Origin of the sequence: Marinicrinis sediminis (genome assembly GCF_042685085.1) — a bacterium.
Lineage (GTDB): Bacteria > Bacillota > Bacilli > Paenibacillales > KCTC-33676 > Marinicrinis > Marinicrinis sediminis.
On the sequence record NZ_JBHUMM010000043.1, the window covers coordinates 507,465 to 525,472 of the forward strand.

The 18,008-nt window shown below is 50.7% G+C and carries 14 protein-coding genes; 13 read left to right on the forward strand and 1 reads right to left on the reverse strand.

Annotated elements, in window-relative coordinates; all coding sequences use genetic code 11:
* The 8 genes from ACFSUC_RS16125 to ACFSUC_RS16160 all read left to right on the forward strand — a co-directional run bounded on the left by ACFSUC_RS16125 (position 1) and on the right by ACFSUC_RS16160 (position 11,249).
* Entirely contained in the window at positions 1-4,623 is a 4,623-nt protein-coding gene (locus ACFSUC_RS16125; protein WP_379930656.1) for an AMP-binding protein, read from the forward strand.
* A 22-nt stretch (positions 4,624-4,645) separates the two neighbouring features.
* Positions 4,646-5,167, forward strand: a complete 522-nt coding sequence (locus ACFSUC_RS16130; protein WP_379930657.1) for a pullulanase-associated domain-containing protein — start codon at positions 4,646-4,648, stop codon at positions 5,165-5,167.
* A gap of 22 nt (positions 5,168-5,189) precedes the next feature.
* The gene (locus tag ACFSUC_RS16135; RefSeq protein ID WP_379930658.1) at positions 5,190-6,416 is read left to right on the forward strand and encodes an MFS transporter; all 1,227 of its coding nucleotides are present in this window, start codon (positions 5,190-5,192) and stop codon (positions 6,414-6,416) included.
* A 62-nt stretch (positions 6,417-6,478) separates the two neighbouring features.
* Positions 6,479-7,186 carry a 4'-phosphopantetheinyl transferase family protein gene (locus tag ACFSUC_RS16140; RefSeq protein WP_379930659.1) on the forward strand — a complete coding sequence of 236 codons (708 nt, stop codon included), beginning with the start codon at positions 6,479-6,481 and terminating at the stop codon, positions 7,184-7,186.
* A 50-nt stretch (positions 7,187-7,236) separates the two neighbouring features.
* Positions 7,237-8,454 (forward strand): ACP S-malonyltransferase, encoded by a 1,218-nt coding sequence (fabD, locus tag ACFSUC_RS16145; RefSeq protein WP_379930660.1) that lies wholly within the window; start codon positions 7,237-7,239, stop codon positions 8,452-8,454.
* Positions 8,455-8,608: 154 nt separating this feature from the next.
* Positions 8,609-9,403, forward strand: coding sequence for a thymidylate synthase (locus tag ACFSUC_RS16150; protein ID WP_379930661.1), 795 nt, complete (start codon positions 8,609-8,611; stop codon positions 9,401-9,403).
* The gene (locus ACFSUC_RS16155; protein WP_379930662.1) at positions 9,400-9,918 is read left to right on the forward strand and encodes a dihydrofolate reductase; all 519 of its coding nucleotides are present in this window, start codon (positions 9,400-9,402) and stop codon (positions 9,916-9,918) included. The genes ACFSUC_RS16150 and ACFSUC_RS16155 overlap by 4 nt, the downstream gene beginning before the upstream one ends.
* 119 nt (positions 9,919-10,037) lie before the next feature.
* Positions 10,038-11,249, forward strand: coding sequence for a chromate transporter (locus ACFSUC_RS16160; RefSeq protein WP_379930663.1), 1,212 nt, complete (start codon positions 10,038-10,040; stop codon positions 11,247-11,249).
* Here ACFSUC_RS16160 and ACFSUC_RS16165 read toward each other — a convergent pair.
* On the reverse strand, positions 11,246-12,325 hold the full coding sequence (locus ACFSUC_RS16165) for a Gfo/Idh/MocA family protein (protein ID WP_379930664.1): 1,080 nt from the start codon (positions 12,323-12,325) through the stop codon (positions 11,246-11,248). The two genes, ACFSUC_RS16160 and ACFSUC_RS16165, sit on opposite strands and share 4 nt — an antisense overlap.
* Before the next feature lie 251 nt (positions 12,326-12,576).
* Between ACFSUC_RS16165 and ACFSUC_RS16170 the strand changes: the two genes are divergently transcribed.
* From ACFSUC_RS16170 to ACFSUC_RS16190, 5 genes are all read left to right on the forward strand, one after another.
* On the forward strand, positions 12,577-13,665 hold the full coding sequence (locus ACFSUC_RS16170; protein ID WP_379930665.1) for a sugar ABC transporter substrate-binding protein: 1,089 nt from the start codon (positions 12,577-12,579) through the stop codon (positions 13,663-13,665).
* Positions 13,666-13,776: 111 nt separating this feature from the next.
* Entirely contained in the window at positions 13,777-15,285 is a 1,509-nt protein-coding gene (locus ACFSUC_RS16175; protein ID WP_379930666.1) for a sugar ABC transporter ATP-binding protein, read from the forward strand.
* Positions 15,282-16,268, forward strand: a complete 987-nt coding sequence (locus tag ACFSUC_RS16180) for an ABC transporter permease (RefSeq protein ID WP_379930667.1) — start codon at positions 15,282-15,284, stop codon at positions 16,266-16,268. The genes ACFSUC_RS16175 and ACFSUC_RS16180 overlap by 4 nt, the downstream gene beginning before the upstream one ends.
* Before the next feature lie 50 nt (positions 16,269-16,318).
* On the forward strand, positions 16,319-16,786 hold the full coding sequence (locus ACFSUC_RS16185; protein WP_379930668.1) for a hypothetical protein: 468 nt from the start codon (positions 16,319-16,321) through the stop codon (positions 16,784-16,786).
* An 81-nt stretch (positions 16,787-16,867) separates the two neighbouring features.
* Positions 16,868-17,959, forward strand: coding sequence for a glycoside hydrolase family 15 protein (locus ACFSUC_RS16190; RefSeq protein ID WP_379930669.1), 1,092 nt, complete (start codon positions 16,868-16,870; stop codon positions 17,957-17,959).
* The last annotated feature ends 49 nt before the right edge of the window (positions 17,960-18,008 follow it).

Here is an 18,008-nt window from a genome sequence, read left to right on the forward strand (position 1 = left end):
GTGATTGATCGGACATTGCTGTCCCTGGATGCTTTCCAGCAGTCCAGAGATCACTGGCAAAACAGGATTCATGGCAATGAAACGAAAACGAGTTTACCTGCAACATATCCTCAGCATACGAGTTATCGGTTGCAGACCGCACAATTTACCCTGCCTGTGGAAACCGCGACAGAACTGAGACGAGTAAGCAGGGGGAAGGACATCTCCACATATGTGTTCATGCTGGCAGCTTATTATGTATTGCTGTACAAGTTTACCGACCATGAGGAGATTACCGTCACCTTGCCGGTGCTTCCAGCCAAGGAAATGGAGTATGACCATCAGTATGTAGTCATCCCGCAAGTCATTCAGCCAAGGGCCGGGTTCCGTGAATGGCTGAAGCATTTTCAGCAGCAGCTAAAGGAAGATTGGAAGCATCAGCATTATCCGCTGTCAGAGGTGGCATATGCACTAGGCTGGGATTCAGAGCAGGCACTGCTTGGAAGCACCTGTTTTGGCATGAGCAGTCTGCATGGGGAAGAAAAAATGGCTTCGATTCAGACGAGTTGTCGCTTCGACACAGTCATCAATCTGGTGCAGCGTGAGGAAGACATCGACATTCAAATCGTGTACAACGGTGCTCGCTATGATGCGGAGGCTATCGCCATGTATACGGACAGTTATGCCTTCCTGTTGAAGCAAATGCTTGAGGATTCGGTTTCGAGAATGGAAGAGCTCTCGATCCATCCCCGAGATTCTCTGCTGCAATGGCTGGAAGAGATGAATGAGACGGAGGCGGCCTATCAGCGCTCGGGCTTGATTCATCAACGCTTCGAAGCGCATGCGGCGCTTCACCCTGACGATATCGCCATTCGCCATGACGAAGGCGTACTGACTTACGAGGAATGCAATCAGAAAGCGAATCAATGGGCTCATCTCCTGCGCCAGCATGGCTTGCAAAATGGCGAAGATGTCGCGGTCATGCTGGATCGTTCTCCGGATATGATTGTGGCGGTGCTGGCCATTCTCAAGGCAGGCGGTGCCTATGTGCCGATTGAGCCGAGCTTTCCCAAGACCCGAATCGAGACGATCTGGCAGGAACTGAACATTGCTTACTTGTTCACGAAGTCAGGGCTGGATCAATCGATTCAGGAGTTGTACTATTCCTGTGAAACTTTCCGGCACGTCTTTTTCATGGATGTACAAACGGCCTCCCTGCCATCTGAACCACTCAATGCCAAAGCGATTGAACAAATGTGGGATCATGTGGCCGAAGATGCGATTGATCGGGTGACGGCTGGTGGTTTTCAGAACAGCTACACCGGAGAAGCATTCACCGAAATGGAGGTGGCGCAGTACCGGGACCGCATGTTGGAGCTGATGCAGCCACACCTGCATGCTGAGTCTCGTGTGCTGGAAGTAGGCTGCGGCTCAGGACTCATTACCTTTTCGCTGGCGAAGCAAGTCCAGCAAGTGACAGCGATGGACCCATCCGGGCTCACTCTGCGGCGCAATCAAATTGAGGCCAGGGAAAGCGGCATTCACAATGTCAACTGGCAACAGGGATTTGCCCATGATTGCATGAAAATGGGGGAAGGCAATTATGACCTGATCCTCCTTGCCAGTACGGTTCAGTTTTTCCCTGGCATCCGGTATCTGGAGCAAACCGTCAGACAGTTGATGCAGTTGCTGAAGCCAGGCGGTGTGCTCGTCCTCGGTGATCTGCTTGATCTTCAGAAGAAGCAGGCATTTGCCGATTCCTTGCAGGCTTATTACCGGGCAAATCCGAAGGTGGAGCATATGAAGCGGGATCTGGATGGCGAGCTGTACATTCACGCACAGCTTCTTCAGGATTTGACAGCCCGCAACCAGCAGATTGCGGGTGTAGACATCTGTCGTCGCGACCCGTCTTTCAGCAATGAGCTTCAATATCGCTTTGATGCAGTTCTGCATAAAGCGAGTGTGGTAGATTCCCCTTCCGATAAAAAGAGTGGAGCAGGCGGACATGGGCATCAGCGCATGCAGCATACGGCATTTGAAGCAGCCATGATGCCGACTGAGTCTGTACAGGTTGAAATAGAGTCCGATCAGAAAGCCTACACCATCTTCACTTCGGGTTCTACCGGAAAACCCAAAGGGGTCGTCGTCCAGCATCGTCCGGTCATTAATTTGATTGAATGGGCGGAAAAAAAGTTTCAGTTTCAATCGGATGACTGTGTACTCTTTATTACTTCGCTTTGCTTTGATTTATCTGTGTTTGACGTGTTCGGTATGCTCTCTTATGGGGGAAGCATTCGAATCGTCAGGGAAGACGATATACGCCATCCCGATCGCTTGATGCACATCATCTGCTCGGAACCCGTTACATTCTGGGATTCTGCACCAGCTGCCCTGCATCAGCTTGTACCATATATGGAGAACGGTTCATTTGCCACAGACCACAGTCGTCTGAGACTTGTTTTCTTAAGTGGAGACTGGATTCCGCTTACGTTACCTCCAGCTCTTCAGCAAGCTTTTTCATCTGTACAGGTGGTGGCGCTCGGAGGAGCTACGGAAGCAACGGTATGGTCAAACTATTTCCTGGTCGATGAGATCGATCCGTCTTGGGTCAGCATTCCGTACGGAAAACCGATCCAGAACGCAAGGTATTACATTCTGAATTCCAGAGGCGAGCCTTGCCCGGCGCATGTACCCGGTGAACTGTTTATCGGAGGGGAATGTCTGGCTGCCGGCTATACGAGCGAAGCGATTACAGCAGAACGGTTTGTCCCCGATCCATTTGCAGGAACAGTGCCAAATGGACAAGCAGCAGTCATGTACAAAACCGGAGACCTCGCCCGCTGGCGGTCAGATGGACAGATCGAGTTTCTGGGGCGGGTGGATCATCAGGTTAAGATCAGAGGTTATCGCATTGAACTCGGGGAGATCCAGGCGCAGCTCATGCAGTACGAGGGGATCAAATGGGTGATGATCATGGACCGGGTCGATGCGGCAGGAGACAAATATCTGGCTGCCTATTATTTGGCTGCCCGTGGCAAAATTGCAGAAGCAGACCTTCGTGAACACGCGAAACGAGTGCTGCCTGCATACATGGTGCCGTCTTACTATGTACAGCTGGAAAGTGTGCCGATCACACCGAATGGCAAGGTAGACCGAAAAGCGCTGCCAGATCCACAGCAGCGGTCTGCGAGTGCGTGGACGCCGCCAAAATCTGAACCGGAGGAAAAGCTGGCCGCGCTGCTTGGAGACATACTCGGTATCGAACGAATCGGCAGAGAAGACGATTTCTTCGAACTGGGAGGAGATTCGTTAAAGCTGGTCCGGCTCGTATCGCGAGCGAATGAGAAGCAGTTGAATCTGTCCTTCCGTGATTTGCTGGAGTACCCTTCGATAGCGAAGTTGTCTGAGCATCTGGGCTGGGAGCAAACCGCTCCGAGAAAGGGCCGCTTTGCCCCGTTTCAGGTTCCTGCACGACGCAACCATAACGAGGAGTTCAAGGAGATCGAGGAACTGCCGTATTATTATCCTTGCTTCATGGGAGCCATGAGACAGAAGCTGACCTATGAAACCGGCATCTCCATGCACTACGGTTATTTGCCCGCAATAGAGGGATATGGGCTGCTCGGATATGCCCATCCAAAAGGATCGGAATCCAGCCGTCTCCATTTCGTTAACTATCCGTATGGTTCACTCGTCGGTTTCAAGACGCTTCAGGATCAGTTTCAGATTGACATGCAGTTCAATCAGCATGAATCGCTGGCGGACGGGATGGACTTTGTGAGAGAACAGCTCAAGCAGAATCGGGTTCCTGCCGTTTGCGGCACGACCTACTTTCTGAAATTTTCGTCCGATTATTACAAGGATGAGGATGAATGGATTGCAGAAATGGAAAGGGGACTGGAGATTCGCAGGATGTCGGGAACCGGCATGGAAAACTCCGCCCATCTGTTTCTCGTCGTGGATGAGCTGGAAGACGAAATGCTGATTTATGACAGTACCTTTAATTATTTTGGCACCATTGACAAGGAAGATTTCAAAAAATCCTTTACAGGCTTAAAAGCGATTGATTTTATGCAAGGACATCCGGCTGTGGAATTTAATCCGTCTTACATGTCCATTGATTTTCGAATGGAAGCACAGGAGGGAATCCGCGGAGACCAGCTCGGACTGGAACTGTTCGAACATTATATGCAATCTTATGTTGAAAACCGCGAACTGCGGGTGCAATTGGCGGACAAGGATTCACAGGTCTACATTGGCGTGGAGGCCATCAAGGAATTCAGGAAAACGCTGGCGATCTTCCTGGGTGACAAGCAGGAGGAAGAGCGTTTGAAGAACCATATTCATTCGGTCGTCAATGACTGGAAATACAAGTTCCACTTCCTGTCTGATTTCCTCAAGCAGCTCCATGAGGATTATCCGGCTCTATATGTTCAACAAGCCAGAAAACAGGCTGAGGCAGGTGCTGACCTGATGACAGAGATCCGCGACCAGATTGACGCAGCTGGCTGTAGTGCCGTACAAGAACAAGGCGCCAATTGGCTGGCAGAGCTGGAACAATTTTATGAGGCCCTGAAGAGCAGTTACGCTCACATTTTGGTACACATCCAGGAAATGAAAAAAAATCATGGATCAAGCGTCTAATAACAGGAAGGTGGAATGGGAAATGAAGAACATGTGGCAACAGAAGTGGATCAAGCTGATGGTGGTTGTATGTTGTTTCGCGTTGTTCAGCAGCGCAGCTTATGCAGAAGAAAAAACGGAGGTTATCGTGCATTACAAGCCTCATCCGGAAAATACAATTGAGTGGACGGTCTGGGCATGGGGAGAAAATGATGAAGGAGCGCGTTTCTCCTTCACAGGGGAAGATGAGTTTGGAAAAGTTGCAGTGATCGAGCTTCCTGGCAAGCATGAACAAATCGGTTATCTGATCAGTACAGAAGAGTGGGTGAAGGATGGAGAAGACCAGTTCATCTCTTTGACCGACAACAAGGCGGAGATATTCATTGAAGGGACACTGGTATCCGGGGATTCCGGCGCCCCTACCTCGGTCAGCCACTATAGCTGGATGATTGTGATTGCTACTCTCGCAATCGTCATTCTGATTGCGGCAGAATATACCCGTAACAAACACCGCAAACGGAACAGAGAGAACGGAGAATCTTATGGAAGTCAAGCCACACAGTAATCGTCCAGGAGGAGAAGCGATCTTGCCGCAGCCGGTGGCTGCTTCTACTTCCATGTGGCGAAACAAAAAGCTGCTTCTTGTGTATGGCGCCAATACGCTGTCGGTCATGGGGGATGGATTTCATTCCATCGCCCTTGGCTTCTGGATTTTGTCTACGACCGGCAGTGCGCTGGCGATGACGGCCTTTATGGTTACGCATATGATCATATCCATGTTGCTGGGAACCTTTACGGGGACGATTGCAGACCGCCATTCCCGAAGAGGTATTATGCTTACCTCTGACGCCTTGAGATTTGCGTTTGTGATCGGGATTGTGCTGATGATGTGGCTGTATCCGCAGTTTGTCCTTATTTTGGTGCTGTCAGCGATGCTGGGTGTCGTTGCCCAATTTCATGGACCGGCATTTGCGGCATCAATCACAACGCTGGCCGGGAAGGAACAGGTGGAAAAGGCCACCGGCATGATGCAGGTTACAGATACGATTGCCCGTCTGATCGGCTTGTCAATGGGTGGTTTCCTCGTAGCTGCGCTGGGTGCCCAGTCTGCGCTGCTGATAGACGCCGGAACGTTCTTTTTCTCGGGATTATTAATCTTTGCAGCAGGCAAATTCCCTTCCCACAAGGAAGAGTCCGAGGAAAAAGTTCCATTTTGGAGTGATCTGAAAAAAGGATTTTCCTATATCCGCAATCATCCGTTTGCGCTTTCCATTGCTATCCTGATGCCGACGATCACGTTTTTCTTCACCAGCTCGATGATGTTGTTTCAGGTTACGGCTGTCAATCTGTGGAATGCGAATGCCTTTGAATTCGGGCTGATTGAATCCGCCATCCCGCTCGGTTATGCGTGTGGGGCAGGCATTGTCATCGTATTGGCCTCCAAATGGGGTCGCAGAGGGTGGCTGTTATGCACAGCGGTCTTGTGCGCGGGACCGATTCTAATGTTCCTTTCGACCATGTCAGGCGTATATGAAGCGTTGCCGTTTGTTTTCCTGCTTGGGGTATGTCTGGCGTTCGGGATGACAGTCGGCATAACCCTCCTGCGAACGAAGACCGATGAGGCCTATCAAGGGCGCATATTCGGCGTGATCGGGTCATTGTCCAATGTGGCCACACCGCTTGGTCTTGGTGTTTCCGGTTTTTTCGCGGATTTCTACGGCGCGGATGTCGTGCTACTGATTAACGGGGCACTACTGACGTTATTTGCCTTGCTGTGTGTGCTGACACTCAAGCCGCTTCGAAACGCCAATTGATCGCAAGTGCCATATGGTACAATGGGGAAAAAGGCAAGCAGCTGTGAGAGGAACGAATCGAGATGAATAGACGAATGATCGCCATTCAAGTCCCTACGGATTGGACATGGGAAATGAGCAACGTCATGCTGTCGTATGTATCTGAAGAGCGGCAGGCGCGTTGCAAGCGGTTTGTTCATGACAAAGATCGCATCGCCTCCCTGTATTCGGAGTTGCTGGCGAGAGCCATGATTGCGCAGTTTACGAACCGACGCGCCAGTCAGATTGCATTTGGGAAAAACGAGTATGGCAAACCCTATCCGCTCGGCATATCGGACATCGACTTTAATATTTCACATTCCGGGAAATGGGTACTGGGCGCTGTCAGCCAGCGACCGATCGGAGTGGATGTCGAGCGCATTCACCCGATTAACGAAACGGCCCTGGCTGAGCGCTTCTTTGCCCCTGTTGAAGCAGAAATGCTGAATGGCATTCAGCAGGACGAAGCACGCAAAAAACGGTTTTATCAGATTTGGTCACTGAAGGAGAGCTATATCAAATGGAAAGGGACGGGCCTCAGTACATCTCTGAGCAGTTTTTCTTTCCGGTTTGATCTGGACGAGCAGCTTCATTTTCAAAGTGACCATCCGGATTGCTGCTACTTTCATATCGACTGGCTGGACGAGGCGCATCCGTTTGCCCTGTGCAGCAGTGATCCGTGGCAGCAAGCAGTGGAAATAGAGACGATTCATCCTGCAGATCTGCATGCCATGATCAGAATGATGGGATGAATCGCGTACGTGGCAAGTTGGATATGGAATGAAAGGGGGAATCGCAAGTGATGGCTTTTGTTTTTCCGGGTCAGGGGTCCCAGTATCCGGGGATGGCTGGCAAATGGATGGAACGGTCAGAGGCCTTTCGCGAAGTGCTGAATGAGGCAGATGATGCGCTGGGATGGAGTCTATCCACCCTATGTACAACCGGTTCCCAGGAGGAACTGAAGCAGACGGAGCGCACGCAACCGGCACTCCTGACCATCAGCATGGGGATCTATCGGGCCATGGAAGAAAAGGCCGGGCGCAAATTGAGCCCCACTGTGCTCGCGGGTCACAGTCTCGGGGAATATGGTGCGCTTGTTGTTGCCGGTGCCATTTCTTTTGGAGAGGCACTAAGATTAACGGAGCGAAGAGGACAGCTGATGGAGGAAGCCTTGCCTGGCGGAGTCGGCAGCATGGCGGCCATCAGCGGAATCGACGGGCAGCTGGCCGGTACCATTATAGCCAACTGGCGTGAACGGGAAAACAAGGCGGTTTGGCCAGCTTGCTGGAATGGGCCGACACAAACCGTGGTGGCAGGACATACCACGGATTTGGAAGAGCTCGCAACCCTGTTTCGCTCAGAACCGAATGTGAAAGTACAGATGCTCAGAGTGAGTGGTCCTTTTCACAGTCCACTTATGGAATCTGTAACGGAAGCCTTTCGCAGTGAATTGAAGCAGGCAGCCTGGCAAAGTCCAAGCACGCCGGTATTGTCCAACATTCATGCTCAGCCTTATCGCGCTGTCGAAGACATCATCGATGGACTTGCCAGACAGTTGACAGAGCCTGTCCGGTGGGTGGAAACGATGACAGCGATGAAACATCACCATATCCAGGAGATGGTGGAGATTGGACCGCGCAAGGTGTTAAAGCAGTTTGCCGCTGCGAACGGGTGGCGGAATGGTGTGCTGGCAATGGATGAAGAAGCAGACTGGGCGCAATGGCATCAAGCATACGAGCCCATGGAACCTCAACATCTGTTGAAACGCTGTATACAACTGGCGGTCACCACTCGCAATCAGCACCATACCGCAGATCACGTCAAGCAAATTGAAGAACAGTACGAGGCGCTGCAAAAACTGCAGGTTTCACTTGATCACACACCAGCAAAGTCTGGCGATGAAGCGTTCAGGACGACGATGGAAGCAGCGAGGCATCACCTCTCTCTTCTGCTCCAGGCAAAAGGCTGCTCGGATGAAGAGCAGAGCAGGTTGATGCGGCAGATGGAACGAATGGTTTAATCCTTGGGAGAACCCGAGCTGGTACCTGACAGGTATCTGGCTCGGGTTTTCTTGTCTGGGGTGCTTGGTCTATGAGGGGCAAAGTGATAGAATACTATCAGATAGAATGGCATTCATGAGACGCATGAGCCATGCAATGAAAGGAAGATGAAGCTTGAAACAGTATTTAGACTTGTGTGCGCATGTGCTGGAACACGGGCATCAGAAAAGTGATCGGACCGGAACGGGTACGATCAGCCAGTTTGGTTACCAGATGCGGTTTGATCTGCAAAAGGGCTTCCCGCTGGTTACCACGAAAAAACTGCACCTGAAGTCGATCATTCATGAACTGCTGTGGTTTTTGGCCGGCGATACGAATGTCAAATACCTGCAGGAGCATGGCGTGCGCATCTGGAATGAATGGGCAGATGAAAATGGAGACCTCGGTCCCGTGTACGGTCATCAGTGGCGATCCTGGCAAGGAGCGAATGGCGAAACGATTGACCAGATCCGGCAGCTGCTACATGATCTTCAACATCAGCCAGATTCCCGCAGAATGATCGTGAGTGCCTGGAATGTCGGAGATTTGAAAGAAATGGCTCTTGCACCTTGTCACTGTCTGTTTCAGTTTTATGTGGCAGACGGCAAGTTGTCCTGCCAATTGTATCAGCGCAGTGCGGATGTTTTCCTCGGCGTGCCATTCAATATCGCCTCCTATGCATTGCTGACCTTGATGATCGCCCAGGTAACGGGATTGGAACCGGGAGAATTTGTACATACGTTTGGGGATGTGCATATTTATAACAATCATATTGAGCAAGTCAAGCTCCAATTAACCCGCGAGCCGCGTACCCTTCCGACGATGAAATTAAATTCGGAAGTTCAATCCCTGTTTGATTTTAAGTATGAAGACTTTACCCTGGAAGGGTATGATCCGCATCCTCGCATCAAGGGAGAGGTGTCCGTATGATCGCGTTAATCTGGGCGATGGGCGAAAATCGGGTGATCGGAAAAAACAACCAGATGCCCTGGCATCTGCCTGCGGATCTGACCTATTTCAAGCAGACCACGATGGGTGCTCCCGTTCTGATGGGTCGCAAGACGTTTGAGTCCATTGGCAAACCACTGCCGGGCAGAGAAAACTGGATTCTCACAACCAATCAGGACTATGTAGCTGATGGATGTAAAGTGGTTCATACTGTGGATGAATTGCTTGAACAATTGAAACAAGACGACGAGCCAAACGACACGCTGTTTGTTATTGGCGGGGCACAAATATACCGCCAGTTTCTGGCGGTGGCTGATCGCCTCTATGTGACCCATATCCATCAAGCATTTGAGGGAGATACCTTTTTCCCGGACTATGATGCTGCACAGTGGCGGCTTGTCCAACAGATCGAAGGACAGGTAAACGAACGGAATCCATACCCCCATGATTTTTGTGTTTATGAACGCATTGGATCGTCTGATCCAGCATCAACCTGAGGATGTGGCGAGTTGATCACTTGATGTGAAGAGTTTGTAAAGCGGAAGGAATTGGACGGCAAGAATGGAATACAACATGCAGACAGCATACACATCTCGCAAACAAAAGGGGTAGTCAAATGTCGCATGACAGCAAGAGAAGCGGATTTGCCAAAATGGCAGAAGTGTTTTGGGCGTCACTAAAGCTCGGTTTGACCTCCTTTGGAGGTCCCGTTGCCCACCTGGGGTATTTCCGGGATGAATATGTTGTACGTCGCAAATGGCTAACCGATCAGGCCTATGCCGACATTGTGGCGCTCTGCCAGTTCCTTCCGGGTCCTGCGAGCAGTCAGGTCGGGATATCCGTTGGCTGGAGCCGGGCAGGGAAAGCCGGTGCCTTTGCAGCCTGGTTGGGCTTCACGCTGCCTTCCGCCCTATTTCTGATGATGGCCGCACTTTGGATGCAGAACAGCAGTGTCCAGGGAGGATGGATTCACGGTTTGAAGCTGCTGGCGGTCGTGATCGTGGCCCAGGCGGTATGGGGCATGGGCAAGACCCTGGCTACGGGTGCCTATCGATTCAGCCTGGCCATGGTCAGTGCAGCCGTTATGCTGTTGTTCCCTGAAGCTTTTACCCCGATCCTCCTTATTGGCATCGCAGGGCTGATCGGGTGGCTGACCGTGAAGACGGAAGAAGTGAAACAGCAGGATTCAGCTGAACTTCCCCTGTTGCAATCAGATAAAAGGTGGTTGCCACCGTGGCTCTACCTCGGTTTGTTTGGAGGGCTGCTGATTGCCTTTCCGATGTGGAACCGCTTTGCAGATTCGATGATTTCGTCGATTGTGGATGTCTTTTACCGGACGGGGTCATTTGTGTTTGGCGGGGGCCATGTAGTCCTTCCTTTACTGGAAAATGAAGTCGTAAAAGGCAACTGGCTGACGTCTGATCAGTTTTTGGCTGGTTATGGTCTGGCCCAGGCTGTTCCCGGTCCGCTCTTTACTTTTTCCTCGTATATCGGAGGCGCTCTGGATAGCGGCTGGACCGGAGCTGGCTATGCCATGCTTGCAGTAGCGGCCATATTTCTGCCTTCCTTTTTACTGATTTTCGGCGTGCTGCCTTATTGGTCGAAAGTAAAAAAAATCCCTTCCATTCGAAAGGGATTGGTAGGGGTCAATGCCGCCGTGGTCGGGATTTTGCTGGCCGTCTGGATTGATCCGATTTTAACTTCCTCGCTCCGTCACAATGAGGATGCTGCGTTTGTCCTGATCCTGCTGGCTTTGGCCGCTGGGTGGAAGCTACCCCCGTGGGTACTGGTGGTACTATCTGCTGGATTTGGACAACTGCTATTCTAGGTGCTCGGAGCCAGTATAGGCAATTCGATGGTTTCTTCCTGTCCGGATTCACTGGAACGATAGATCGCATCGATGATCGCCTGATTCATGATCCCTGTCTGCACATGGCTGACAGGGTCTTTTTTTGTCTGGATGCAGGATATAAAATGCCTGCTTTGGGCAGTTCGCTCATTCTCATCCCTGTCTTCAACCTGCAAGGAGACGGAAGCAGGCTGATCAAACAGCTCTGTCAGCAGTGTACCGTTTCCACCCTTAAAGCGGGCCCCGCCCAGATCACCTAGCAGTTCGAGATACGGTTCTTCATCAGAGAGAATGTGGGCGGCCCAACTGACATCCAATTGAAGAGTGCGATCATCTTCAAAACGAATCAAGGCGGTGGCAAAGTCTTCTACATCATAGGTACCCGAATGAGTAGCACCCCCATAGCCACCTACTCCGATCCCTCTGGACCCAAGCTTCCCATATACTTTTCCGCTGACGGATACGGGACGAGGCTGTCCCATGAGGTCCATGCCAATATCCAGCATATGGACTCCGAGGTCAATCAGAGGACCGCCACCCGCAAGCTTCTTCTGTGTAAACCAGCCGCCATAGCCGGGGATGCCCTTGCGCCGTACCCAGCCAGCTTTTGCATGGTAGATGTTGCCGAGCGCACCTTTTTGGATTTGATGACGAATCCGGTTGATCACCGGATGAAAGCGCAGCTGATGGGCAATCATCAGGGTGAGACCGCTATCGGCCACGGTATGCGCGATCTCCATCGCTTCCCTGACACTCATGGCCATCGGTTTTTCCAGCAGCACATGCTTGCCTGCTTTTAATGCCTGGATGGCTAATGGGGCATGAAAAACATTGGGAACGGCAATAATCACCGCGTCTATGCCTGGATCTGTGAGCATGTCTTCTACCGACTGATAAACTTGCGGGATGTCAAATTGTGAACGAAAAGAACGGGCAGCGTCCTGATTAATGTCGTAGACAGCTGAGATCGTCGCATCCTCCACGCCTTTGAACGCGTGACAATGAGCGCCTGCAATGCCTCCGGTTCCAATTAATCCGATGTGTATGTGTGTCATGAACCTTCCTCCTTCGCTTGCCTTTACAATATCTTTATCCTAATCGTTTCACGTATCCATTGAAATTTTTGATTTTGCTGTTTTCTTATTCAATCTTGGTTCTTTTACAAGGTTCTCATGCAAATTGAACGGCAATAGCCGGCAGGAATGAAAAAAGGATTGACGAATCAGAAGGAACATTGTAAACTAAATCACAATTCCAAGTTAACAAGTAGGAATTACAGACATACATACATCAAGGGGGAAGTTACATGCATAGCAAAAAATCAGTCAGAACGTTCACATCCATCATGATCCTCGCCATTTCCATGATGATGGTGCTGGCCGCATGTGGAGGCAATGAAAACCAGCAGGCGAACAAGGAATCCAATGAAGGAGCAGCCTCCTCCGGTCATGAGCTGGCAGACAAGCGGATCGCGCTGGTCATGCAGCAAAATCTGGGGACTTTTTCCTCTCAATATATTGAAGGCGTTAGAGAGCAGGTGGAAGCCTTTGGCGGAGAGTTAACCGTTTTGGATGCCAATACAGACCTGGCACGGATGGCATCCAATCTGGATTCAGCCGTAACACAGCGATTCGATGGCATTCTGATTGACCACGGTACAGCAGAAGCGCTGCAACAAGGTGTAGAGAAAGCATTGGAGAAAGAGATTCCTGTTGTGGCATTTGATGCACAGGTCGATGTCCCGGGCGTACCGGTTCTGGAACAAAATGATCAGAAGATGGCAGAAGCCACCCTGAACAGTTTGGGAGAGGAACTGGAGGGCAAGGGAAATATCGTGAAGATCTGGGTAGCTGGCTTCGCGCCGATGGAGCGCAGACAAGAAAGCTACGCCGCATTCCTTGAAGCGAACCCGGGAATCAACGAACTGGCGTCCTTCGGCAATGCCACTCAGAATACCGCACTGGATACACAAGCACAAATGGCCGCATTGCTGAAGCAATATCCTGAGGGAGAAATTGACGCAGTCTGGGCTGCGTGGGATGAATTCGCCAAGGGAGCCGCTCGTGCCATTGCGGAAGCAGGACGGACGGAAATCCGTGTATACGGTATTGACATCAGTGATGAAGACTTGCAGATGATTCAGGACCCGTCCAACCCATGGGTAGCGACGGCAGCAGTGAATCCAACGGATATCGGCAAGGTTCAGGTGCGTTATCTGTATCAGAAAATGCACGGCGATGAAGTGGACGATCAAATTATTCTGAACCCTGTATTCGTGCATCGGGATATGCTGTCCGAGGAGCCAGTGACCACTGGCAACCTGAGCGAGTATGTGGAAGAATGGGGCAACAATGATCAAGGCTATAAAGACTGGATGAAAGATCTGGAACAATAAGGTTGAACCAGCCCCGCTTTGTTTGTGAAAGTGGGGCTTTATTCATGCCGTGACATCGCGTTATAATAGATCATCTTCCATTGCAACATGAAAACAGAAGGAGGTTCAGACATGCGAAATGTGTTGCAGATGAAAGCCATATCCAAACATTTTCCTGGCGTGAAAGCACTTCAGCATGTCGATTTTCAGCTCAAAGGCGGAGAGATTCATGCGCTGATTGGGGCAAACGGTGCGGGAAAAAGCACACTGATGAAAATTCTGGCAGGCGCTTACCGTTTGGATGAGGGCCAGATCCTGCTGAATGATCAGCCCATCACCATTCACAATCCGATGGATGCCAAGCGAGCAGGCATCGCCTGTGTATATCAGGAAGTGGACACCGCGTTGATCGCGGACTTGACTGTAGCGGAGAATATTATGCTGGATGACATGAGTGCGGGCAAGGGTTTGAAGCTGATTTCATGGAAGCAGATGCACCAGCAGGCAGCTGAGGTCTTGGACCGAATCGGATATCCGCTGGCAACCACGCGCAAGGTGAGTGACGTATCTTTGTCTGACAAGCAAATGATTCTGATTGCGAGAGCGTTGATCCAGAAAGCCGGTTTTATTATTTTCGACGAACCGACTGCGCCGCTCAGCATGGAAGAGGCGGACAAACTGTTCGTGGTGATGAATCAGCTGAAGCAAGAGGGAGTAGGTTCTATCTTCATCTCTCACCGCCTGCCGGAGATCTTTGAACTCTGCAATCGGATTACCGTTATGCGGGACGGGAAACGGATCTCAACCCATTCGATCTCCCAAACCTCAATCGATCAGGTCGTGGAAGAAATGCTCGGCAGAGAAATGGGAGAGGAATTTGAAGAACGGGAGCAGGAGCGAGGCGAGGTTTGTCTGGAATTGAAGCAGGTACATAGTGGAGCGCGTGTGCAAGGTGTGGACCTGACCGTTCATCGTGGCGAAATCGTCGGTGTGATCGGCTTTGTTGGCGCTGGCAAGACGGAGCTGGCCCGTGTGCTGGCTGGTGCGGATAAGGTAGAGCAAGGGGAATACTGGCTGTCCGGGAAATCGGTACGTTTCCGGGAGCCTGCGGATGCGATACAGGCCGGGGTCGTGATGGTGCCGGAGGAAAGACGCAAGCAAGGCATTCTCGTTCAGGAGGATGTGAATTACAACCTGACGTTGCCTGCACTGAAAAAATGGACTCGATGGGGATGGATGAAGTTCGGAGAGATGCGCAAGCATTCAGAGCAAATCGTTCGGACTCTGAATATTAAAACGCCGCACGTCATGCAGAAGCTGAACCATTTAAGCGGAGGCAACCAGCAGAAGGTCGTGGTCGGTAAGTGGCTGCCTGTGGATGCGGACGTTTATGTTTTCGATGAACCGACCAAAGGCGTAGACATCGGAGCACGCAAGGAGCTGTACAAGCTGATTCAGAATCTGGCTGCGGACGGCAAAGCCATCGTCTATCTTTCTTCTGAATTTCAGGAAATCCTGGGAATCTCGGATCGGATTGTGGTGATGTGCGACGGGAAACAGGTCAAGGAGTTTCAACGAGGTGAAGCCACTCAGGATCAGCTGGCTTACTATGCAAGTGCGGGAGAGGAGCATACAGGATGAAGGAACGTCTACTGGATCTAACGTTTCGCTATGGCGCAATTTTCGTGATCATTGCCGTATTTATTTATTTTTCTGTTACACAGCCTTACTTTTTGAATTTTGAGAACATGATGGATATTCTGAAATACATTTCGATTGTAACCCTGGTCGGTACGGGAATTACGATCTCGCTCGTCGTGGACGGATTCGATCTGTCCGTCGGTTCAACCGTATCACTGGCGACGGTTGTCGCCGCATCTCTCATGGTCTGGTATGAGATGCCGCTCGTACTGGTCATCCTGGTACCATTGCTGCTCGGGGCGCTGGTGGGACTGCTCAATGCGTTTCTGATCGTGCGTATTGGCATTCCGGATCTGCTAGCGACGCTGGCGGTGATGTATATCATAGGTGGCGTACATCGTACATATACCGAAGGATACAACATTCACAATTATATGAATATGCCCGACGGGACAAAAGCACCCGGTGCTGTTTCTGACTCTTTTCTCTGGCTGGGAAAGGGTGAGGTGGCAGGCGTTCCTGTGCCCGTCATTCTGATGCTGGTGACGATCGTCATCGTGCATCTGTTCCTGAATTACACACGATGGGGTCGTCAGATGTATATCACTGGCGGGAATCAGGAAGCCGCCCGGTTATCTGGCATTCGGGTGAACCGGATTCGCTACGCGGCCTATATGATGTCGGGTGCCCTGGCTGCAATGGGAGGCGTTTTGTTTGCAGCGAGAGTCGGATCTGGGCAAATTGATGCAGGTGCTCCCTTTCTGATGGAGGGTGTGGCAGCTGTATTTGTTGGATTCTCCGTATTTGGAGCAGGCAAGCCCAATATTTTGGGAACTTTCCTGGGTTCATTGCTGATCGGCATTTTGCTCAATGGATTGACGATGCAAAACCTGCCTTACTATGCGTATGACATTGTAAAGGGAACTGTACTGGTTATGGCTTTGGCCGTAACTTTTGTCCACTTGAAGCGTAGAAAGACGTAGCATGTTCTCGTGAGAGGATAGACAAGGTACAGTAAAGGAAGTGCATGGGGTTGACTGAAAGTGTGGAAACCATACGCAAGCAGCTGAGAGAACGGCAGCTGGAGCGTATTCACGGTATGGATTGTGGACGGGAAATGGATGCGCTGATAGCCCAGTACATTATGGGTTACCAGCTGATTCCGATGATGGATGAAGACGGACGAATCGAAGATTATGGATATAGAAGAAGCGCGAGTTTTACACAGCGGAGCACAGAGGATCAACTGGAGCGTGTTCCCAATTACTCGACGGTCTCCTATGCGGCTTTTCAATTGCTTGAGCGCTTTTCACATTGGCAGATTGATCGTCAGCCAAGTGGCATTATCATACAACTGGCGGATGGGGATTCGGACATGATCCAGGGCGCTACGATGAAGCTGACACATCGCTATGCGGGTTTGCCCGAGGCGATCTGCAAAGCCGCACTGTCCGCTGTCGTCCGGCAAAATCGGCTGATTGAACCATTACTTCACGATTAATTCACATTTTTAAGGCTTGCTACACATAATGTAGTAAGCCTTAAATGTTTTCGAAGATTTCGTTTAAGGAGGGTTCAGAGCATGCTGCAGGAAAGCTATCGGGTGTTGGATCAACTGCGTTTGCCGAATGGATTGTACGTAGCGAGCCCGTCTGATAATTATTCGTTCGTATGGATTCGTGACTGTGTCTATATCGCCTTTGCATACCTCGAAGATGAATCAGATACGTATGAACGAACCTTTTACGGATTGTTCGACCTGTTTCGAAAATATGAATGGAAACTGGATATTCTGGTGGAGCAAAAACCCCATTATGAATGGGAATATGTACATGCACGCTATGACGCAAGGACGATTGATGAGATTCATGATGAGAAATGGGGCCATGTCCAGCATGATATGATTGGGGCCTTTTTATTCGGAATCGGAGAAGGGGTAAGAAGAAAGAAACGCATGTTGCGAGATGAATCAGATCAACGGATTGTCCAGAAGCTGGTCCGTTACTTGCATAATGTGCAATACTGGAAAGACCCTGACAACGGGATCTGGGAAGAATGGCGGGAGATGCACAGCTCTTCCCTTGGCGCCTGTCTGGCCGGACTCCGTCATGTCAGATCGTTGTGTGACGTGCCCGGTGAGATGATCGAGGCCGGACTCGATGCATTGATGAAGCTGTATCCGCGTGAAAGCGCTGACAAGAGCTCGGATCTGGCCCAGCTTAGTCTGATTTATCCGTATCAGATCTTGCACGGAGCGATGGCAGAGAAGATCGTCGAGCAGATTGAACGAGAGCTGCTTCGGGAAAGAGGGGTCATCCGTTATCGTGGTGACAGCTATTACAGCACTCACGAGAAGGAGTATGGAAGAGGATATCCGCTTTCTTTCTATGAAGGGACAGAAGCGGAATGGACCTTTGGCTTGCCATGGCTGGCTATTTGTCATCAGCTGCTTGGTCATCATGAAAAGGCGCTGAGCTATGTGAAGCGAACCGAACAGGTGATGACAAGGCCCGGAGAGCTGCCGGAATTGTATTATAGTGGTCAGTCCAGGCCGAATCCGAACACTCCGCTTGGATGGAGCAGTGCCATGTATATCCTTGCTAAACAGAAATTAACCGTCAACAGTCTGCACGATCATCAGACTTCTGTCCATTTGAGACAGCTTGAAATCTAGCGTCTAGCTTTAAGACGCTAGATTTTTTTGTGCTCCGTGCAAGTTCTCG